A 20,924-nucleotide genomic window follows, 5' to 3' on the forward strand; every position below is an offset into this window, starting at 1 on the left:
AATGGTAGAAATAATATCGGTAGCTCTGGGTGGTATGATAGGAGCAATACTTCGCTATTGTGTGACTATAACAGTGCCCACTGAATGGATGTTGTGGGTTGTCAATGGTATTGGAAGTGCCGTATTAGGGATTCTAAACGGGCTATTTATTAGATATAGACCATCCAATTCATTGCGACTTCTCTTAACAACAGGTATGTTAGGAGCATTTACGACATTTTCCACTTTTTCTGCAAGTTGGTTTGCTCTCATGCAGACTAACACGTTATTAGCTATCTTGTATGCAATTATGATGACAGCTGTTTGCGTTGCTTTAGCCTCTTTTGGTTACTTATGTACAGCTCCAAAAGTAAAAGCAGGTGAACGATTATGATTTGGCTATTAATTGCTGCAGGTGGTGGGCTCGGTGCTATTACTCGCTATGGTGTGATAGAGTGGATGAAGCATAAGGATCAGCCCTTTTTTATAGCCACCTTTCTTGTAAATAGTGTTGGTTCACTATTAATGGGGATGGCTTTACATTTAGGAGCGGAACAAGCGACGCTTTCTTCATTCTTCACAATTGGCTTTTTAGGAGCATTCACTACATTTTCTACATTTGCTTTTGACGTTGTAAAATTAATAGAAGAACGTGATTATCGGGCAATACTATTGTATCCAGTACTCACATTATTTGTCGGGATTGTTTTCGTAACGCTTGGTTGGCAAATATTCGCTTAATCCAAAAGGAAGCTCGGCAAAAATGCCAAGCTTCCTTTTTATAATTGTCCTTTGCTAATCATACGATTCTTCCGGCCAGTTGTCGTTTCAGCATGTAGTAAAGATTGGTATATAGATTCTTCAGTTGCCTCAATTACTGCTTGGAAAAGGTTATTCATGACGTCTGTATCATCACGTAATATTGAATATTCTTCAGTCAATGAATTCGATGTGTGTGGAATTGTATATGCATTTGAAAAGCTGATAATAATATCACCACTACCGTTATGGATATGTGTACCTGTTCTACCTAAGCCAATGGAAGCACGTTTAGCCAAGCGTTTTAGTTGACGGGCATTAACTGGAGCATTGGTAGCGACAACAATAATGACTGAACCATCTGGTTTGTCAATTTGATCTTGTTGCCAGTTCGCTAATTTGCATTCATGGGCATTACCAAAGTTCGTTAAGGATAATACTCCAACTGTATAAGGTTGATCTTCGTTTTCTACAATTCTAGAAGAGGAGCCAATTCCTCCCTTTACACCGTAACAAATCATACCTTTACCAGCACCGACTGCTCCCTGTTGAACAGGACCACTCTCAGCATGTTGAATCGCATTTTGTGCATGCTCGGGTCTAACTGCCATTAAACGCATGCTATTTAAATGACTATCGTTACACTCTCCAACAACAATATTAAGTGAACTAGTAGAATCTCCAATTGACGGACTTTCTTGCAACATATGCTGCAAAGTGCCTTCTAAAACTGCACCAACACTAAATGTGTTTGTTAGCATGATAGGTGATTCTAATACCCCCAACTCTTCTATTTGTATAAGACCTGCTGTTTTACCAAAACCGTTCAATACAAAACTTGCAGCAGGTACTTTTTGTTCAAATAGATTTTGGTTATGAGGTAAGATGGCTGTTACACCAGTGCAAATTGTATCTACTTCATCAATCTTCTTATGTAGTGTTACATGGCCAACTTGTACATTTGGGACATCCGTTATAGCATTCCATCGCCCTTTATTCATAACTAATCCCTCCTAACAATCTTTTTATTAATTATATTGAATATTCAGAAAATAAACAATGAAGAAAAATGTCTTGAACAATCAAATAGACATTTGAATAATATATGTAAAAAATGTATACTGTTATCAACAATCAAATGGATGTTTGAATGAGGAGGCGCAAAATGCAAAAAGATATGTGTGAAGTAACTAAAGTACATGAAGAAGCGGTAGAGCGAGTACAAAGTCAAATTCCTGAATTGCAGAAGTTAGCCCAATTCTTTAAAGCATTTTCAGATGAAACACGACTAAAGATTTTATATGCATTAACAATTGAAAAATCATTGTGTGTCTGTGATGTAGCAGCTATTATTGGTTCATCTACGGCCACGGCTTCACATCATTTACGCTATTTACGTGATAATGCTTTAGCAAAATCGCATCGCGAAGGAAAACTAATTTATTATGAACTTGCGGATGACCATGTTGAACAGCTTGTGAAAATTGCTTATGAACATTCGAAAGAAGGGGATTGCATTGAGGAAAAGTGAGCAACAGGAATATCGATTGCAGAATTTATCTTGTGCAAGTTGTGCAAAAAAGTTTGAGAAAAACATTCAAAATATCTCTACAGTAGAAGAAGTACAATTGAATTTTGGGGCAGCTAAGCTCACGGTTAAAGGAGAAGTATCAATAGAGCAACTTGAAGAAGCAGGTGCTTTTGATGGTATAAAAGTTAAACGCGCAGATGATAGAAGGATTGAGAAGAATACCCCCTTTTTTAAAAAGAAAGAAAATATCTTAGCTGGTATTTCTTTAATATTCGTTTTAGCAGGCTATTTAGCAGCAGCGTTTAAAGGCGATGATTATTTACCAGCAATTGCGCTATTTTTATTAGCCATAGTGATTGGTGGATACGATATTTTCAAAACAGGATTTAAAAATTTATTCCGGTTAGAATTTGATATGAAAACGTTAATGACGATTGCGATTATTGGAGCAGCAATAATAGGTGAATGGAAAGAAGGGGCAGTTGTTGTCTTTTTATTTGCTGTAAGCGAGGCGTTAGAAGCGTATTCAATGAATAAAGCGAGACAGTCAATTAGTAGTTTGATGGATATTGCACCAGCAACCGCAATGGTGCGCAGAGGAAATCAATTAGTAGAACTTGCTACAGAGGACATTCTTATTGGAGATATTTTAATTGTTAAACCCGGTCAAAAGATTGCCATGGACGGTAAAGTACAGAGTGGTATTTCGAGTGTTAACCAAGCTCCAATTACGGGTGAATCCATTCCAGTTAAGAAAGAAATAGGCGACGAAGTATTTGCTGGAACATTGAACGAAGAGGGCGCATTAGAAATCGTTGTTACGAAGCATGTAAAAGATACAACGATTGCGAAAATTATTCATTTGGTAGAAGAAGCCCAGGCAGAAAAAGCCCCTGCCCAAAAGTTTGTAGATCAGTTTGCAAAATATTACACACCACTGATTATTTTAATCGCGCTTCTAGTGGCATTTGTAACACCCCTATTTTTGGGAGATTGGAATCACTGGATATATCAAGGGTTGGCTGTTTTAGTAGTAGGATGCCCATGTGCACTTGTTATTTCAACCCCAGTGGCTATTGTTACTGCAATTGGAAATGCAGCAAGACAAGGAGTTCTTATAAAGGGTGGAGTGCATCTAGAGCAATTGGGCCGTATAAAGGCAATTGCGTTTGATAAAACAGGTACATTAACAAACGGCGTTCCTGAAGTAACAAATGTATTAGTAGCGGATCATATAACGGAAGAAACTTTGATTCGTTTAGTAGCTGCAGTGGAACAGTCATCACAGCATCCATTAGCTCGAGCGATTTTACAATACGCTAAAGAACATAAGGTACAGCCAGCTATTGCTGAGCAATTCCAATCTGTGACAGGTAAGGGGGCATATGCAGAAATAGAGGGTGTACGTATTTCTGTAGGAAGTTTAACATGGATTCAAGAAACCGTAAGTGTTCCGAAATCTATGCAATCTGCTATTAACAACCTTCAAAAAGAAGGAAAATCTGTCATTGCTGCAATGTCTGGGGAAACTTTCCTTGGTTCTATAGCAATAGCGGATAAAGTTCGTAGTAATAGTGTAAGTGTTATCCGAAAACTTCGCGCCAATGGTATTGCACATACAGTCATGCTAACTGGTGATGCTGAGCCCACAGCCCGAGCGATAGCACAGGAGCTTCAGTTAACAGATATTCGTGCTGGACTTTTACCTGAAGATAAACTACAGGCAATGAAGGAATTACAGTCACAGTATGGTTCTGTTGCTATGGTTGGTGATGGTATAAATGATGCTCCTGCTTTAGCAAATGCAACAGTTGGTATTGCAATGGGTGGTGCTGGTACAGATACAGCATTAGAGACAGCGGATGTCGCATTAATGGCTGATGACCTTGAAAAGTTGCCATATACGATAAGACTTAGTCGAAAAACGTTGCGAATTGTTAAAGAAAATATTATGTTTGCATTAGGGCTAAAATTGATAGCATTACTTCTAATAATTCCAGGCTGGTTGACACTCTGGATTGCTATCTTTGCAGATATGGGTGCAACCCTACTAGTAGTATTAAATTCGTTACGTTTAATGCGCATGCAGAAATAACGGTATCGTGTAATCGGAGGTCGAATGTTGTGAAACTAATAGAGTGGACAATGGAGGAACAGGAACAGTTAATTCATTTTATGACGATGAATACGTGGCCGTATCACGTCAATTCTCATCCTGGTCGTGAACTAATTGAAAAGGCGATTGATGAGGGGGGCTACGAATCAGAAGAGGTGAAGACATTCTGGTTAGAAAGCGATGAAGGTGAAAAGGTAGGTATGGTGAAAATCTATGATCTACAAGATGAAATACCCCTTTTTGACTTACGTATTGCGGAGAATTGGCGAGGTTTAGGGCATGGAACTGTTGCATTAAGACTTATATCAGATTATGTATTTCGTATGCCTGAAAAGAAAATTCGTCTTGAAGGGCATACACGACAAGATAACTTCCCTATGCGCAAAACGTTTGAGCGTGCTGGTTTCTTAAAAGAAGCACATTTAAGACAAGCATGGTTTGTGCCAAAAGAGTATGCATATTACGATGCTGTCACATACGGTATCACTCGTGAAGACTTTTTAGAAGGTAAAACAACGCCTGTTAGTTGGGACGATGAAAAAGTGAAAGAGGAAGTTCGTTTCGAAAAAAACTGGGATTTTCCTAATTCATTTAATTCTGAAAGATTGATTATACGTATGCCTCTTATGGAAGATGCCGAAGTAGTTTGGGATTCGATTATTCAATCAGCAAATTCATTAAAACAGTATATGCATTGGGCGCAAAATTTGCCTAAATCTGAAGAGACAAGAGAGAATATTCGGCTAGCTATTGCAGATTTTTTTGCTAGAAAAGAATTAAGATTGCATATATTTTTGAAAGAGACAGGGGAGTTTATAGGTAGCTCTGGTTTACACAAAATCGATTGGGATATTCCGAAATTTGAAATTGGCTATTGGTTGGATGTACGTCATGAAGGTAAAGGTTATATGACAGAAGCAGTCGAGCGAATTACACAGTTTGCTTTTGAAGAGTTACACGCAGCACGTATAGAAATTCGTTGTGATACTGAAAATATTCGTAGTCGGGCTGTTGCTGAACGAGCACGGTACCAGTTAGAGGGCATCTTTAAAAATGATTCAATTTCTGCTAACGGTAAGGCATTACGAGATACTTGTATATACGCGAAAACACACTGAAAAAACGAATGCCAATGCGTTTACGCATTGGCATTCGAATGTTATAATAATTTCCTTCCTACCAGTAACTGAACGAAGAACAGAATACCTGCAAGAACTAAGATAATGTGGATGAGACCGCCGCCTATTTTAAAAAGTAAGCCAAATACCCAAAATACGATTAAAATACTGATAATCCACCATAGCAGTTGCCCCATTAGGAACACCCCTTTTGTTGTTATGCATAAACAATTCCCCCCTTTTTTAAAACCTAAACATAAGGGAATTGTCGGAAGTAATTGAAGGAGAGATAATATGACGGAACAAATGAAACCCTCGCCAGTTACAGAAGAAGCACAATTGTTGAACGTAACTGAAGAAATCGTGCGGGGACTTGTGTCGTTCACCATTCATGGTCCTGACTATCCAACCTTTTGTCGCTGTCAAAAATGTGAATTAGATATTTGTGCTATTACGTTAAATCATTTAGATAATCATTTTGTGACAACAAAAGAAGAACGTGAGAATGTGTACGCTATCTTAAAGACACCCGATAGTATCGAACAAATTAATAGACAAATTATTCATGCTATTCACATTGTTAGTCATAAATCTGGACATTAAAAGACAATCCTCTGTTATAGGTTACGTTTTATTAGTGCTTGTAGTAAACTATAGAGTAGGATATGGAAAGAGAGGGACATGAGATGCCGACACCGAGTATGGAAGACCACATCGAACAAATATATTTATTAATTGATCAAAAGGGCTATGCACGCGTTTCGGATATCGCTGAAGCATTGTCAGTTCTTCCTTCCTCTGTTACCAAAATGGTTCAGAAGCTTGATAAAGATGGTTACTTAGTGTACGAACGTTATAGAGGCCTCATGTTGACCCCTAAAGGCTCCAAGCTAGGCAAGCGTTTAGTAGAACGACATGATCTACTAGAGAATTTTTTAAGACTAATTGGTGTAGATGAAGAACGAATTTACAATGATGTTGAAGGAATCGAGCATCATTTGAGTTGGAATTCCATAGACCGTATTGCAGATCTTATACAAGTAATGGAAGAAAATCCTACATTTATTCAACAGCTTGAGGAGTTAAAAACTCAACAAAGTGAATGATATGTCATATGAAGGGAGCTAGATGTATGGCAGAATTACAATCAGGCGATATCGTTAAACTATTTGTGAAAGAAAAACAAGATTCGAAGTATATTCTTACTAATGATTTTGTTGATATTCCACTGAATATTTCGGAAGTAACGGAGCCTTTAGAATTAAACAGTAAAATTGAGGTATTTTTATTCGCTGACCGTAGAGGAAACCTATCAGCTACAACAGCCATACCTCATATTAATAAAGATGAATACGGCTGGGCACGCGTATTACATGTAAAAGATCGTGATGGTGCTTATGTTGATATTGGTACTTCAAGAGAAGTATTGGTACCAGCGGAAGATTTACCGAAGCTTAAGCCACTATGGCCAGAGCCGGGTAACCATTTATTCATCACGTTGCGCACAGACCGTGATGGAGGTTTATTCGGACGCCTTGCTACAGAAGAAAAGGTATTGGAAATGTATGAAGATGCAGAACCGGAACTTTTCAACCAAAATATCATCGCTCGTCCGTATCGTTTATTACCAGTAGGGACTTTCCTTATTGGTGTAGATAAACCTTATCGTATTTTCGTACATGAGTCAGAGCGTAATTCAGAGCCTCGCCTTGGTGCAGATATCTCAGTGCGTGTAATTGAAGTGAAAGAAGATGGTACGATTAACGCTTCGATGTTACCACGTAAGTACGAACGTCTATCGGATGACGCTGAAAAAATCTTCGCATACTTACAAGAAACTGGCGGTAAAATGCCATTCGGAGATAAATCGTCACCCGAGGAAATTAAAGAGATGTTCCATATGAGTAAAGCATCATTTAAACGTGCTTTAGGAACATTAATGAAAGCCGGTCGAATTACACAAGTAGATGGCTGGACAGAAATTAAAGAATAAAATTGATGGAGCAAAAGTAGAAAGTTTCCATACTTTCAGAAACTTTTTGCTCCTTTTTTTCGTATTAATACATAGAGGTGAGAAAATAAAATTATAGTATACCGCAATTGCCATCAAAACAATGCAATGATGTAGTTACATGATCAGTTTTCCTATGTCTCATTACTAATAATTGTTCTTGAATGCATCATTATGAAAAAATCGAATCTAATAATGTATATGAATGACATGTAAATGAAGGAGGAAGAAAAGATGAAGAAGAAATTTTTAGCCGTTTTAACGGCTATGTTTTTAACAGCCTCAGTTGTAGCACCATCAATTAGTTTTGCAAGCACAACTGATACTTCAACAAAAAAAGGGATTAATGAAAAATTAGGAGTGCCAATCGTTGTTTACGGTGGCAACCTATCAGATATAGAGAAAGAAAGCGTAAAGAAAAGTCTAGATGTAGCAAGTGAAGCGGAAGTAGAAGAGATTACAGTAACAGGTGCGGATTTGGTGAAGTACATCTCAGATGGTGATGCACGTTCTCGCATGTATTCATCAGCTAAGATTACGCGTAAAGATGCTGGAGCAGGATTAGTCATTAATATTGTAACACCACAAAATATTACCCAAGTGACCTCAGATATGTATTCAAATGCTATGTTAACAGCTGGTATTGAGGACGCTGTAGTAGAAGTAGCCGCTCCTAAAGCAGTTACAGGACACTCTGCACTTGTAGGTATTTATAAAGCATATGAAGTAACAACTGGAGAAAAGCTAGACACAGAACGTACAGATGTGGCGAATGAAGAACTTTCTGTCGCAACGGACTTAGCACAAAAATCAGGTGTTGATGATGAAAAAGTAAGTCAACTATTAACTGAAATCAAAAAGCAAATTGCAGAACAAAAACCAGCAACAAAAGAAGATGTTGAGAAAATAGTAAACGAACAACTTAGTAAATTAGAGATTAATTTAAGCGATAAGGATCGTCAATTACTAATTGATTTGATGAATAAAATCAGTAATTTAGATATCGATTTTAGTAAGTGGGGAAGTCAATTAGAAGATTTAAGTAGTACACTAAAAGATAAACTAGGTAGCATTTCAGAAGATATTAAGAGCGATACAGGCTTCTGGGCAAGTGTAAAAAACTTTTTCCAAAAAATAATGGACGGCATTAGTGGTATTTTTAACTAAGTGCTGATAATGCCAATTTAAGAGACTACTCCGTACTATAGATACGGAGTAGTCTTTTTATGTAGTGGAAGATTAACTGAGCATTGTAATTGCAATAGAAATATTAGAGTGATAATATGTGTTTAATAAATATCTCGAATTCGAGATATATTTATAGCGATTTTTTTATATAATAGGAGGCATTTAATATGTCATTACATTTAGCAGGAATTCACCATGTTTCAGCGATTACAGCTAACGCAGAAAAAAACCATCATTTTTTTACAATAGTTTTAGGGATGCGTCTTGTGAAAAAAACAGTTAACCAAGACGATACATCTTCATATCATTTATTTTACGCAGATGCAGTTGGTACACCTGGATCAGATATGACGTATTTCGATATTCCCGTTGCAGGTCGCACTTATCCCGGTGTTTCAAGTATTAACAATACAGCTTTTCGAATAAAATCTAAAGAAGCATTACAATATTGGTTGAGTCGCTTTAAAGAATTAGAGGTAGAGCATGACGAGGTGATGGAGCGCTTCGGTCGCCAAACGCTAACATTTCGGGATTTTGAAGGTTCTCGATTAATGCTTGTAGTAGATAATGGGGAAGGTGTACCTTATGGAAAAGCATGGACAGAAACGGATATACCAGCAGAGTATGCGATAGTTGGGTTAGGGCCTGTAACATTAACTGTCCATATGGCTACGCCAACTGAAACCGTATTATCGAAAACTTTGGGGTTTGAAAAAGTGGGAACATATCCATCAGCAATACCTAATATGCCAGAGATTATTGTTTATAAAACAGGTCAGGGTGGTGCCAGTGCAGAAGTGCATATTGAAGAACGGCCAGACCTTCCACGTGAACGTCCAGGTAGAGGAAGTGTACACCATGTCGCTTTCCGAGTAAATACTTTTGAAGAATATGATTTATGGGAAGAAAAATTAAGAGAGCATGGTTTCCATACTTCAGGCAAAGTAGATCGCTTTTATTTCCGTTCGATTTATTTCCGTGAACCAAACGGTATATTATTTGAATTAGCAACAGATGAGCCGGGCTTTACATCAGATGAGCCACTTGAAACTTTAGGAGAACAATTAGCATTACCACCATTCTTAGAGCCTCAACGTGAAAAAATTGAAGCGAAATTGCGACCGCTAACACTGTCAGAATAAATTGTGCTACACTAAATTAAAAAAGGGGTGTGTAATATGGAATTTCAATTTAATAATCGTGGCAACGAAGAATTCGCTTTTGAGTACAAAGAAAATGATGAACTATTAGCGGAAATTTGTTGGACAAAATTAGGGGATATTATGGTTGTTGACCATACATTTGTGTCCGAAAAATTACGTGGACAAGGTATTGCTAAAAAACTATTAGATCGTGCAGCTGATTATGCTAGAGAAAAAGAATTCAAGATTGAAGCTGTTTGCACGTATGTAGTAGCCGCTTTTGAAAAATCAAATGCATATGATGACATTAAAGTATAATTACTTTCATAGAATTGAACATTAGGTTTAACAAACAGCTCACTGAATATTTAGTGGGCTGTTTTTAATAAAAGTGAAACCAAATTAAAGGAATACCGTATAGTAAGTAGAAATGATAATTAAGAGGTGATTAGATGAAGAGAACTGGAGAAATAGCTTTAGGTATTATTGGTTCTGTATTAAATGTAATTGTAATTATTGCACTTGCTATAATGATGTTCGGTATCTCAACATTTGCGAATGATTCAACATTCACAGATGAACTATTGTCAGAAATGCAGAATGATCCTAATTTCACTGCAGGAGAGATTGAAGCGGCAACTCCTTTTATTGAGAATATGCCAACTTACATAAATGCTTTTGGATGGCTTGGTATTGCTCTATTAGTAGTATCGCTAGTGTTTGGCATTTTAGGTGTTGTGTATATTAGAAAGAGTGATAAACAAAATGTAGCAGGCACTTTCTTTATATTAGCAGGTGTATGTGCAGGAATTATCTCGCTAACAGCAATTCTATTTTATATTGCAGCAATCATGAGTTTTGTAAGAAAACCAAAAGTTGAAGAAATTGATACTTTTTATGTAAATGAATAGAACAAAAGAGCTCTCAGTAAAAAAACTGATAGCTCTTTTTATTTATTGGTGAAACAGAAACGCGTTTATTATTGTAGTAATAATATGGTAAGTAATATTAATTATCTCTATGTGGAATGTTCTTAGAGAACTCTAAATTATTTTTGAAAATGATGAAAAAAAAGCTATATGAACTATTCTTAAACCTACTTCAAAATTGTCCGATTTTTTTATTTGTTTAGCAGTGATTGGGTCGAAAAGGTATAGAAAATGTGAAATAATGAATACTAAGGAGTGATATATAATGGCATGGAAAGAACAGACATTTGACGAGTTAACAACAACAGATTTATACCGCATACTACAATTGCGCATAAACGTATTTGTAGTTGAACAAAAGGCATATTATGCAGATCTGGATGACCATGATCAAAATTGTATACATGTAACGTATGAAAAGGATGGCAAACTAATTGCTTATGCACGAGTTGTACCACCAGGCGAGAAATTTGAAATGGCTTCATTTGGACGAGTAATCGTTTTACCAGAAGCCAGAGGAACAGGGCTAGCACAAGAACTCATAAAAAGAGTAATGGCAATTCTAGAACGCAATTGGCCTGAAGCAGACCTATTTATAGAAGCTCAAGCCTATTTAAAAAAATTCTACGGTGCTTTTGGGTTTGAAGCTGTTTCGGAGGAATATATTATGGAATGTTTGCCTCATATTGATATGGTGTGTAAACGAAAAAAATAGTATTTTGCAAGGTGAGTTGAAATGTCATGTTTAGTTATTTGGATATAAGGTAAATAACATAGTATGATGGAACAAAATATTGGAAGGAATGATGTTCAATGGCAAAAGGTAAATCTTTAGTTATCGCTGGTATAGCAGCAGGTGCATATGCATATTTCCGAAAAAAAGAAAACCGTGATAAAGCGGTAGTTGCATTTAATAATACAAAGGTAAAAGTTAATTCATTTATTGAAGCGCAAAAACACAATTATTCTGATTTAACTGAAGCAGGACATCCGAACCCTTATGATGAGGGTGATTCTAGAATGGTTGATGAAGGTGCGCTAACAAGCGTTCAATATTACAATGCTGAAGTGCAGGGTGATAGACAAGATAATTCATTTGATGACCCAGAACAGCCTGCAGATGATAAAAAAAAATAATATTGTAAAAGCCAACCGTAATTGATTTGCGGTTGGCTTTCTTTTTTGTATCAATGAATACAAAAAAGAGGAGCCCAAATCTTCGGAATTTCAAAGATTTGGGCTCCTCTTATAATAAGCAATTTAGAACTGAATTATTATTTTACTTCTTCAAGTTCTGGAGCTAACATTTGACCGTATTTAGCAAGGTTTGTATGGAATTCAAAAGCTTTTTCTAATACGTGAGGAGTTTGTCCTCCACGTGCATTAGCTTCTTCTACATATGCATTTAATGCAGCTTTGAATTTAGGGTGAGCACAGTTTTCAATAATTAGTGCTGCACGTTCACGAGGAGCAAGTCCGCGTAAATCAGCATAACCTTGTTCAGTTACAATTACATCCACGTCATGTTCTGTATGGTCAACGTGAGAAACGAATGGTACTACTGAAGAAATTTTGCCACCTTTAGCGTATGATTTAGTAACAAAGATAGAAACACGAGAATTACGTGTAAAGTCTCCTGATCCACCGATACCATTCATCATTTTCGTACCGCTTACGTGAGTTGAGTTTACGTTTCCGTAGATATCAAGCTCAAGAGCAGTATTAATCGCGATTAGTCCCATACGACGGATTAATTCTGGATGGTTAGAAATTTCTTGTGGGCGTAATAATACTTTTTCTTTGTATTTATCTAAATTGTGATAAACAGATTCCATTTTCTCTTGAGAAAGTGTTGTAGAGCAACCACTAGCAAATTTTACTTTGCCAGCATCGATTAAGTCGAATACAGCATCTTGTAAAACTTCAGAGTAAACCTCTAAATCTTTGAATTCAGAATCTAACATACCGTGAAGTACAGCGTTTGCAACTGAACCAACACCAGATTGCATTGGAGCAAGTTCTTCAGTTAAACGACCTTCTTTGATTTCGTTACGTAAGAAACCTAGTAAGTGGGAAGCGATTTGGTCTGTTTCAGCATCTGGTGGTACGATTGCAGATTCAGAGTCTTCTTGATTTGTAATAACAATACCAGCGACTTTATCTAAATCTAAAGGAATACCGATTGTACCAATACGATCAGAAGCATTTAACAATGGGATTGGACCACGTTCACCTTGGTTATCTGGAATGTAAATATCGTGCATACCTTCAAGAGCTGGATAAGAAGCAAGGTTTAACTCGATAATTACTTTATCTGCAGTTTTAACGAAAATTGGTGAGTTACCAACAGAAGTAGTTGGAATTAACATACCATCTTCAGTAATCGCTACTGCTTCAATGATAGCTACGTCTACGCCTTTCATAGCGCCTTGACGTAAGTACTCAGCAGTAATAGATAAATGTTGATCGATATAGTACATGTCACCATTATTAATGTGACCACGCATAGCGCTATCAGATTGGAAAGGTACGCGTTTACCAATAATACCAGCATCAGACATAATAGTATCGATATCAGATCCTAGAGATGCACCTGTATATACATCAACTTTGAACTTTTCGTTTTTAGAACGCTCTACTAAAGCCATTGGTACTGCTTTTGCATCCCCTGAACGTGTGAAGCCACTTAGACCTAGTGCCATGCCATCTTGAATGAAAGATGCAGCCTCCTCAGCTGTAATTACTTTTTTCGCAAGTTCTGCATGACGAAGTCTTTCTTCGATTTTTACTGTCATTACTATCATCCTCTCTGCTTAATGAATGCTTTTTAATCATTATTACATGAAGTTTCTAATTCTATAAAATAGCCAGGAATGAAGATTATACCTATTTTTTATATTATCATCGAATTGTCACATTTGCTCGAAAAAAGCATGAAAAGGCTTAAAACTAGCGCGAGCGAGAAAAAAAACGTACGAACGAGAAAAAGCTGCCTTAAAAGACAGCTTTTTCTTATGTTTACTTAGAATCCTAGTGAACGACGGAAATAGCTTGCGTAACGTTGACTGACAGGAATTCTTGTCCCATCCTTCATAATTAATAAGAAAGTTGAATGAGAATCTGGTTGGATTTCTTCAATAAAGTCGATATTAACAATGTATGAACGATGGCAACGGATGAAAGAGTCCGGAGATAAGAAAAGCTCTAGATCACTTAAATTCAAACGATGGTAGCCTTCTTTGTGCATTGTTTTCACAAAAGTCTTTCGTAGTTGGGTTTCTAAATAGATAACCTCTTTATGTTTGACAGGGTACCAACAGTCATCAATTTTAATCGTAATGTAGTTTGTAAGGAAAGGAGATGGCTTTTGTGGGAAAATAGCTGTAATAGCCCCTTTGGTTTCCCCTTCTTCCATTAACGGAATACTCATTCCATAGTAAGGAACGCCGAACACTTCAGGTTCGATAAATGAATTGATTTTTTGTCCGTAACGAAGAGCTTGGTGAGTTGCTGAACCTTCAGGGATTAAATCACCCGGTTTGATTTTTAAATCAACTTTTTTGCTTGGCTGATAATATAAGTATTCTTCAGTATCTGAAATAACGATTGAAGTGTTATCAGGGAAAAACTCCATAATAATCTGTATCAATTCCTCGATAGATCGTGGATCCATAAATCCTTACCCCGTTTCTTTCCATTCTTAAGTACTTTCCTAACATTTTACTATAGTTTAAAGAGGAATTTAAGTAAATAGAATGATTGGAATTTTGAGAAATTAATTGTTGGATTTAGGGTGAAACAAAAGGTACATGCTTTGCTTGGTTAATACTAGAGTTTTGTCATAAGAGTATGTAAAGAATTGTAGCTTGCATTCAAATGTAAACAAAAAATATGCCCTTTAATTATTATTAATGGATAAATTATGTATAATATATATAAATCACCTGTAAAATTAGTGAGAATAACGACCTATAATATCTTTTTTTACAAATTTTGCTTAGAAAGGCATAAAACTATTTTCATATTACCAATTTCGTTATATAGTTATTTAAAGTCTATTATAAAACATGCGCATATTGTAGAAAGATGGGGAGTATATGCTACAACACCAATATTCTATTTCAGAAGCTATTTCAAAGAGGTATTTCCAAGAGATTGAAACGATGAACCGTTATGAGGGTATTGAAAGATTTTTTGAAATTGAATCCCAATTGTTGAGAGAGATTTATCAATTAGAGGCTGAAGCTTCTAAGGAATCTTTGCGTCGTCTAATCGATATACTATCAGAGCGATCTGGGAAGCACTTTTTCAGAGCAATCAGGCATTATTTTGTTGTACTTTCATCAGTTGTTACCAGAAGGCTTATTGAAAATCAGGCACCATCTAAAAAGGCATTTGCCTTTAACGCCGCTTGCGTTGAGATGATTGATCAACGTATGAATGATGCAGAATTTTTGCAGTTTGCGGATGATTTAATAGAGTTCTATATTTATGTGATTTCTGAAAGAAAACAACCTTCTTACAAGCATCAAACTGTCAATAAAGTCATTATGTTTATCGATGATGAGGTGGAGACAGACTTATCTGTAGAAGATATTGCTTTGTACTTTACAATCAGTACAAGCCATTTGTCGCGTATCTTTAAGGAGCATGTGGGAATTACATTAGTAGAGTATTTGAACGTAAGACGTGTAGAGGAATCGCAGTATTACTTAAGACATACAAATAAAAGTATTTCAGATATTTCAGAGCAATTTCACTTCTGTAACCAGAGCTACTATACGCGTATTTTCAAGAAGTATGTGGGGCTAACTCCCAAGCACTTTAGGGATCAACCAAATCACGAGTACTTTCGTTTTCAACTACCAGACCGAAATATTTGAAAATATTGATAGTTTGCATCTTCTTTGATTTGATATGTACTATATATTTAAGGTATACTTCACTATAGTTTGAGAAATTGTAGGTGAGAAAATTGAAGAAGAAACTTGGGTTACTCTCAATGCTTGGTTTAGCGCCATTTGTGCTAGCTGGTTGTGATTCAGTGCAAAACCAAGAAGGCTTTTTTTATAGCTTGTTCGTAAAGCCAATGGAATTTGTTTTGGATTTCTTTGGAAATACGTTATTTACAGATAGTTACGGGTTGGCGATCATCTTAATTACGGTTCTTATTCGACTTATCTTGATGCCGTTTATGCTTAAAAACTATAAGCATCAACAAGGTATGAAGACGAAAATGGATAAGTTAAAACCTGAAATGGATGATATCCAAAAGAAATTGAAAGCAGCAAAAACAAAAGAAGAACAAATGGCATTGCAACAAGAAATGATGGGTTTATATCGTAAACATGGAGTCAATCCATTGAATATGGGTTGTTTACCAGTAGTGATACAAATGCCAATCATCATGGGGCTTTACTATGCAATCCTTTATTCGACTGAGGTTAAAGCACATGAATTCTTATGGTTTAGCCTGGGTAAACCGGATATTATTATGACATTGATTGCTGGTGCGATTTATTTCGTTCAAGCACAAGTATCTTTATGGACTGTTCCTGAACAGCAAAAGTCGCAAATGAAATTGATGATGTATATTTCACCAATTATGATTATGTTCATCTCATTCTCTAGTATGGCAGCATTACCACTTTACTGGTCTGTCAGCGGTGCGATTTTAATATTCCAAACATATCTTGGTCGTAAGTTCTATTCGCAACATCCAGAAAAAGCAGCAGAATAGTAATACAATGATCGGGGCAGATAGTGTCCCGATTTTTTTGGAGGAAAATACTTTGAAAGCAAAACAAATTACGGGTGTACTTGTTGTCGTTACGAGTTTATTGGCTCTATATTTCATCATTAAACAGAATTTTAATGTAGCTATACTCTTCATGACATTAATGTTCACTGTGACAAACGGATTTAGAGCAAAAGATTTTAAGGAAAAAGGTTTTGAAAAAGAGGCTAAATGGATGCGAGGAATGTCTATTTTCTTCGGTGTAGCTACGTTAGCGATTTTAGTAGTGAATTTCATATAACCTTATGATGAAACGGTATCTTGCGATTGCTAGATATCGTTTTTATTGTTAAACGAAACATTACTGCAAATAGATCGTCTATATAAAAGAGAATTGGTAATTGATGATTCAATAGAATCACTATAAAATGACAGAAAATATACAAAAGAAGGATAGGTATCGATTTGTAATGAGTAAAAATAACCATATCGAATTTCCATTTAAGATGATGGCTTCATTTGCCGTTTTTGCGCTAATGATGTCAGGTTGTGGAAATGAAAATGCCGAAAATAAGGATGAACAATCATCAAAAACAACTGAAACATTCCAAGAGGATTTAGAAATGCAAGATCAAAAAAAGAATGAACAAGAAGTAGTACGTGATGCTGGTGGCTATATCGTGGGACAAGAGCTTCCAAAAGAAGCAACTTATATAAGCAATTTGTTAATAGCGAGTAAAAGATATCCTTTACCTGCTGATTTTGCTCCAGGTGAAGATCCTGAAGCACGTGCAGCCTTTGAAGAATTAAATGCTGCAGCTGTACTTGAAGGATATACTTTTAATGCTTTTAGTACTTATCGTTCTTATGATCGTCAAGTTGAGTTGTATGCGAATTATGTAAATAGGGATGGCAAAGAAGCTGCAGATACGTATAGTGCTCGTCCGGGTTATTCTGAACATCAAACAGGGTTAGCTTTTGATATTGGAGAGGTAGGAAATGAACAGTTATTTGCTGATGAAGGTTTCGGTACAACCGCAGCAGGGAAATGGCTTGCAAAAAATGCCCATAAATATGGTTTTATAATGCGCTATCCTGAAGGAAAAGAAGATGTCACAGGTTATATGCATGAATCTTGGCATTTCCGATATGTAGGTAAAGATATTGCTAAAGATATCTATAAAAATAAAAGTACATTAGAAGAATACTTAGAAATCGAAAAATAAAATGCTATATAATAGGAAAGCCTTCTGAACATAAATTCAGAAGGCTTTTATTGTTTATAAAATTGGTGATAATAGCCGAGATACTGATTCTTTCATTTTAATAATACGAGAACGGTTAGCGTATCTTTCGGGTGTTAATTCTGTACTTAACTGCATATCTTGCTCAAACAGTTCTGCTAATTGATGGGAAGTTTCTCGATCATAGATAAATGCATTTACTTCAAAATTCAGTTTGAAGCTTCGGAAGTCAATATTAGCTGTACCTACTGTAGAGGCTTCATCATCGATGACGATCATTTTTGAATGCAAGAAGCCATTTTCATAAATATAGATTTTAGCGCCAGCTTTAATGAGTTGACCAATATATGAATAGGTTGCCCAGTAAACAAACATATGATCAGGTTTGTTAGGAATCATAATACGCACATCAATTCCTGATAAACAAGCAATTCTCACTGCATCCATAAAACTATCATCAGGAATGAAATATGGAGTTTGGATATAAACGTACTTCTTAGCCATACCAATTAGTTTTACATAGCCGATTTTAATTTGTTCCCATTCTGAATCAGGTCCACTAGAAACTATTTGCAAACCAACTTCACCTTTACGGGAAAAGGTAGGAAAGTATCGATCAGAATATTCAATATCTTGGTTATCAGATGCTTGATTCCAGTCTAAAATGAAACGAGTTTGAAGTGGATGTACAGAACTTCCTTCTATACGTAAATGTGTGTCACGCCAGTAGCCGAATTTTTTGTTTAATCCAAGATATTCATCACCGACATTAAATCCGCCGAGGTATCCTATTCGACCATCCACTATAACAAGCTTGCGATGATTGCGGTAATTTAAACGGGGATTAATGAGAGGTAAAATTGATGGGAAAAATACTTCCACCTCACCACCTGCCTCTATCAACTCCTTGAAATGCCGCTTGTGTACTCCTCTAGAACCCATTTCATCATATAATACTCTTACTTGTATCCCTTGCTTTGCTTTTTTTATTAATTCCTTGTATATATGTCTTCCTAAGTTATCCATTTTGAAAATATAGTATTGAACATGGATATGGTCCTTTGCAGTTTCAATATCTTTTAGCAAAGCTTTAAATTTTTCAGCACCATCAGAATAAATCTTCACAGAGTTGTCTTGTGTTAGTACAGCATGATTTGTACTTAGGTGCATATAAATAAGGTCTTTATAATGAGCTGCATCATCTAAACGGTATTCAAACGTACTATCTTCAATTGCTTCCATTTGATAATCGATTAGTTTTTCAATCCCAATTTTCTTGCGACCTTCCCATCGAAAAAGGTGCTTTTTACGTAATTTGCGACCTAATAATAAATAAAGTATGAAACCGCCTACTGGGAAGAAGAAAAGGACTAATATCCAAGCCCATGTAGAGGAAGGCTCACGTCGTTCTAAAAATATAATGGGGATTGCTAATAAGATGTTCAACGATAAGATGAGGGATACCATAAATGAAAAGATTGTTACAACCATACGCTACACCTTCTTCCATAATTTCTTTTCTTTAGTATATCTTATAAATCTATAAGAAAGAAGAATATAAAGTCCGCCTATAAGTTTCTTTAAAACCTACTTGACCGATAGGTATTAATGGTTTATGGTATTCTATATATTTATCATTATGTTGTATTTTACTGGGGGGGATTTACTATGAATATTTTATTGATAATTCTCAATGTTATAGTACTTTTATTACTCATTGGTTTATTAGTTATTATGCATCGCAAACAAATATCGTTTTCAAAACGGGTATTTGCTGGGCTAGGTTTAGGGATTGCATACGGTTTAATCTTACATTTTGCGTATGGTGTTGATGCACAAGTATTAGTGGACTCTGTTGGATGGTTTAGTATCATTGGCTCGGGATATGTAAAATTACTTCAAATGGTTGCAATGCCATTAGTCTTTATCTCAATACTTTCAGCGTTTACGAAAGTGATTATCGGCAAAAATTTTGGTAAAATGGCTGGACTTATTTTATTCATATTAGTTGGTACAACGGCAGTAGCTGCGGCAGTGGGTATTACATCAGCAGTAGGTTTTCAATTGGATGCATCGCAAATTGTACAAGGTGATGCTGAAATGCAACGCGGTGAAGATATTACTGCGAAATCAGCAGATATAAGTGAAAAAACATTACCACAACAAATTATCGATTTACTGCCAGCTAATCCATTTTTAGATCTAACAGGTGCACGTTCTTCTTCAACAATTGCAGTTGTTATTTTCGCAGCGTTCCTAGGGTTTGCCTATATTGCAGTTAAGCGTCAAGACGAAAAGACAGCAGATACAATAAAAGTTGGAATTGATGCAATTTATGCTCTAGTAATGGGGGTTGTAAAAATCGTTTTACGTTTAACTCCATTCGGTATTTTGGCTATTATGGCAGCGACAGTTGCAACATCAGATTTTGGTGCAATCTACAATATGGGTAAATTCGTTATCGCTTCATATGTAGCGTTGTTCGTAATGTTCATTGTTCACTTATTGATTGTGACTGCGTCAGGTTTAAATCCAATTACTTATGTAAAAAAAGTGGCGCCAACATTATTATTTGCCTTCACTTCAAGATCGAGTGCAGGTACATTACCACTTAATATTCAAACACAGACAAACCGTTTAGGTGTTTCAGAAGGGATTGCAAACTTCTCAGGTTCGTTTGGTTTGTCAATTGGTCAAAATGGGTGTGCAGGTATTTATCCAGCTATGCTTGCTGTTATGATTGCCCCAAGTGTTGGAATTAACCCACTAGAACCATCATTCATTCTAACATTGATTGCTGTAGTAGCAATTAGCTCATTCGGTGTGGCAGGTGTTGGCGGTGGTGCAACATTCGCTGCAATTCTCGTTTTATCAGCGATGAATTTACCAGTAGCCCTTGCAGGTGTTTTAATTTCTGTTGAGCCATTAATTGATATGGGACGTACAGCGTTAAATGTAAATGGTTCAATGACTGCAGGTGTTGCAACTGCACGTGTGACAGGAGAACTAGATAAAGGTATTTATAACACTGAAACATCACAAGAACTAACTGAAATTTAATATACTTAATGAAAGCCTGCTCTAATATTAATTAGATCAGGCTTTTTTTACATCTAGCGCCCCTTTTTAAATACGTCTCTGGTCTGATATGGTATATCTTTCTATTTGGT

At 36.2% G+C, this 20,924-nt stretch carries 24 protein-coding genes; 19 read left to right on the plus strand and 5 right to left on the minus strand.

Annotation, left to right across the window (positions count from 1 at the left end; all coding sequences use genetic code 11):
* The first annotated feature begins 1 nt into the window (after window position 1).
* Window positions 2-373, plus strand: a complete 372-nt coding sequence (locus AC3IS5_RS01625; RefSeq protein ID WP_489426296.1) for a fluoride efflux transporter FluC — start codon at window positions 2-4, stop codon at window positions 371-373.
* Window positions 370-720, plus strand: a complete 351-nt coding sequence (locus tag AC3IS5_RS01630) for a fluoride efflux transporter FluC (protein ID WP_489426297.1) — start codon at window positions 370-372, stop codon at window positions 718-720. Before AC3IS5_RS01625 ends, AC3IS5_RS01630 begins: the two co-directional genes overlap by 4 nt.
* 38 nt (window positions 721-758) lie before the next feature.
* Here AC3IS5_RS01630 and AC3IS5_RS01635 read toward each other — a convergent pair whose 3' ends face one another.
* A complete protein-coding gene (locus tag AC3IS5_RS01635) occupies window positions 759-1,739 on the minus strand; it encodes a P1 family peptidase (protein WP_489426298.1) in 981 nt (326 codons plus the stop codon).
* A 164-nt stretch (window positions 1,740-1,903) separates the two neighbouring features.
* Between AC3IS5_RS01635 and AC3IS5_RS01640 the strand changes: the two genes are divergently transcribed.
* The 3 genes from AC3IS5_RS01640 to AC3IS5_RS01650 are packed head-to-tail and all read left to right on the plus strand — an operon-like array spanning window position 1,904 to window position 5,503.
* Window positions 1,904-2,269, plus strand: coding sequence for an ArsR/SmtB family transcription factor (locus tag AC3IS5_RS01640; protein ID WP_489426299.1), 366 nt, complete (start codon window positions 1,904-1,906; stop codon window positions 2,267-2,269).
* On the plus strand, window positions 2,229-4,364 hold the full coding sequence (locus tag AC3IS5_RS01645) for a heavy metal translocating P-type ATPase (protein ID WP_489426300.1): 2,136 nt from the start codon (window positions 2,229-2,231) through the stop codon (window positions 4,362-4,364). Before AC3IS5_RS01640 ends, AC3IS5_RS01645 begins: the two co-directional genes overlap by 41 nt.
* A gap of 29 nt (window positions 4,365-4,393) precedes the next feature.
* The gene (locus tag AC3IS5_RS01650) at window positions 4,394-5,503 is read left to right on the plus strand and encodes a GNAT family N-acetyltransferase (RefSeq protein WP_489426301.1); all 1,110 of its coding nucleotides are present in this window, start codon (window positions 4,394-4,396) and stop codon (window positions 5,501-5,503) included.
* A gap of 41 nt (window positions 5,504-5,544) precedes the next feature.
* Here AC3IS5_RS01650 and AC3IS5_RS01655 read toward each other — a convergent pair whose 3' ends face one another.
* Window positions 5,545-5,700: a lmo0937 family membrane protein gene (locus AC3IS5_RS01655; protein ID WP_489426302.1), complete on the minus strand. Its 156-nt coding sequence runs from the start codon at window positions 5,698-5,700 to the stop codon at window positions 5,545-5,547.
* 97 nt (window positions 5,701-5,797) lie between these two features.
* Between AC3IS5_RS01655 and AC3IS5_RS01660 the strand changes: the two genes are divergently transcribed.
* From AC3IS5_RS01660 to AC3IS5_RS01700, 9 genes are all read left to right on the plus strand, one after another.
* Entirely contained in the window at window positions 5,798-6,106 is a 309-nt protein-coding gene (locus AC3IS5_RS01660; RefSeq protein ID WP_489426303.1) for a late competence development ComFB family protein, read from the plus strand.
* Between the two features lie 83 nt (window positions 6,107-6,189).
* The gene (gene mntR / locus AC3IS5_RS01665; protein ID WP_427735830.1) at window positions 6,190-6,609 is read left to right on the plus strand and encodes a transcriptional regulator MntR; all 420 of its coding nucleotides are present in this window, start codon (window positions 6,190-6,192) and stop codon (window positions 6,607-6,609) included.
* A gap of 26 nt (window positions 6,610-6,635) precedes the next feature.
* Entirely contained in the window at window positions 6,636-7,496 is an 861-nt protein-coding gene (locus AC3IS5_RS01670) for a CvfB family protein (protein WP_489426304.1), read from the plus strand.
* Window positions 7,497-7,748: 252 nt separating this feature from the next.
* Window positions 7,749-8,681: a DUF1002 domain-containing protein gene (locus tag AC3IS5_RS01675; RefSeq protein WP_489426305.1), complete on the plus strand. Its 933-nt coding sequence runs from the start codon at window positions 7,749-7,751 to the stop codon at window positions 8,679-8,681.
* 188 nt (window positions 8,682-8,869) lie between these two features.
* On the plus strand, window positions 8,870-9,844 hold the full coding sequence (locus AC3IS5_RS01680; protein ID WP_489426306.1) for a ring-cleaving dioxygenase: 975 nt from the start codon (window positions 8,870-8,872) through the stop codon (window positions 9,842-9,844).
* A 36-nt stretch (window positions 9,845-9,880) separates the two neighbouring features.
* A complete protein-coding gene (locus AC3IS5_RS01685) occupies window positions 9,881-10,162 on the plus strand; it encodes a GNAT family N-acetyltransferase (protein WP_489426307.1) in 282 nt (93 codons plus the stop codon).
* A gap of 134 nt (window positions 10,163-10,296) precedes the next feature.
* Complete coding sequence (locus AC3IS5_RS01690; protein WP_489426308.1) at window positions 10,297-10,755, plus strand: DUF4064 domain-containing protein; 459 nt, start codon at window positions 10,297-10,299, stop codon at window positions 10,753-10,755.
* A gap of 283 nt (window positions 10,756-11,038) precedes the next feature.
* Window positions 11,039-11,488, plus strand: a complete 450-nt coding sequence (locus AC3IS5_RS01695; RefSeq protein WP_489426309.1) for a GNAT family N-acetyltransferase — start codon at window positions 11,039-11,041, stop codon at window positions 11,486-11,488.
* 98 nt (window positions 11,489-11,586) lie between these two features.
* Window positions 11,587-11,910, plus strand: a complete 324-nt coding sequence (locus AC3IS5_RS01700; RefSeq protein WP_489426310.1) for a hypothetical protein — start codon at window positions 11,587-11,589, stop codon at window positions 11,908-11,910.
* Window positions 11,911-12,047: 137 nt separating this feature from the next.
* On the opposite strand, the gene scpC is transcribed toward AC3IS5_RS01700, so the two are convergent.
* Both scpC and AC3IS5_RS01710 read right to left on the minus strand, forming a co-directional pair.
* Window positions 12,048-13,568: a succinyl-CoA:acetate CoA-transferase ScpC gene (gene scpC / locus AC3IS5_RS01705; RefSeq protein ID WP_489426311.1), complete on the minus strand. Its 1,521-nt coding sequence runs from the start codon at window positions 13,566-13,568 to the stop codon at window positions 12,048-12,050.
* 227 nt (window positions 13,569-13,795) lie between these two features.
* A complete protein-coding gene (locus AC3IS5_RS01710; protein ID WP_489426312.1) occupies window positions 13,796-14,446 on the minus strand; it encodes a LytTR family DNA-binding domain-containing protein in 651 nt (216 codons plus the stop codon).
* A gap of 424 nt (window positions 14,447-14,870) precedes the next feature.
* Between AC3IS5_RS01710 and AC3IS5_RS01715 the strand changes: the two genes are divergently transcribed.
* The 4 genes from AC3IS5_RS01715 to AC3IS5_RS01730 all read left to right on the plus strand — a co-directional run bounded on the left by AC3IS5_RS01715 (window position 14,871) and on the right by AC3IS5_RS01730 (window position 17,736).
* On the plus strand, window positions 14,871-15,656 hold the full coding sequence (locus AC3IS5_RS01715) for an AraC family transcriptional regulator (RefSeq protein WP_038185997.1): 786 nt from the start codon (window positions 14,871-14,873) through the stop codon (window positions 15,654-15,656).
* 92 nt (window positions 15,657-15,748) lie between these two features.
* Window positions 15,749-16,513: a membrane protein insertase YidC gene (gene yidC, locus AC3IS5_RS01720; RefSeq protein ID WP_489426313.1), complete on the plus strand. Its 765-nt coding sequence runs from the start codon at window positions 15,749-15,751 to the stop codon at window positions 16,511-16,513.
* Window positions 16,514-16,565: 52 nt separating this feature from the next.
* Window positions 16,566-16,811: a hypothetical protein gene (locus tag AC3IS5_RS01725; RefSeq protein ID WP_227751941.1), complete on the plus strand. Its 246-nt coding sequence runs from the start codon at window positions 16,566-16,568 to the stop codon at window positions 16,809-16,811.
* Between the two features lie 169 nt (window positions 16,812-16,980).
* Complete coding sequence (locus AC3IS5_RS01730; protein WP_489426314.1) at window positions 16,981-17,736, plus strand: M15 family metallopeptidase; 756 nt, start codon at window positions 16,981-16,983, stop codon at window positions 17,734-17,736.
* Window positions 17,737-17,790: 54 nt separating this feature from the next.
* Here the strand turns inward: AC3IS5_RS01730 and cls are convergent, their stop codons facing one another.
* Complete coding sequence (cls, locus tag AC3IS5_RS01735) at window positions 17,791-19,245, minus strand: cardiolipin synthase (RefSeq protein WP_489426315.1); 1,455 nt, start codon at window positions 19,243-19,245, stop codon at window positions 17,791-17,793.
* A gap of 177 nt (window positions 19,246-19,422) precedes the next feature.
* On the opposite strand from cls, the gene AC3IS5_RS01740 reads away from it, so the two are divergent.
* Window positions 19,423-20,814, plus strand: a complete 1,392-nt coding sequence (locus tag AC3IS5_RS01740; RefSeq protein ID WP_489426316.1) for an L-cystine transporter — start codon at window positions 19,423-19,425, stop codon at window positions 20,812-20,814.
* Window positions 20,815-20,924: the final 110 nt, after the last annotated feature.

Source organism: Viridibacillus sp. KH_047, from assembly GCF_057838945.1.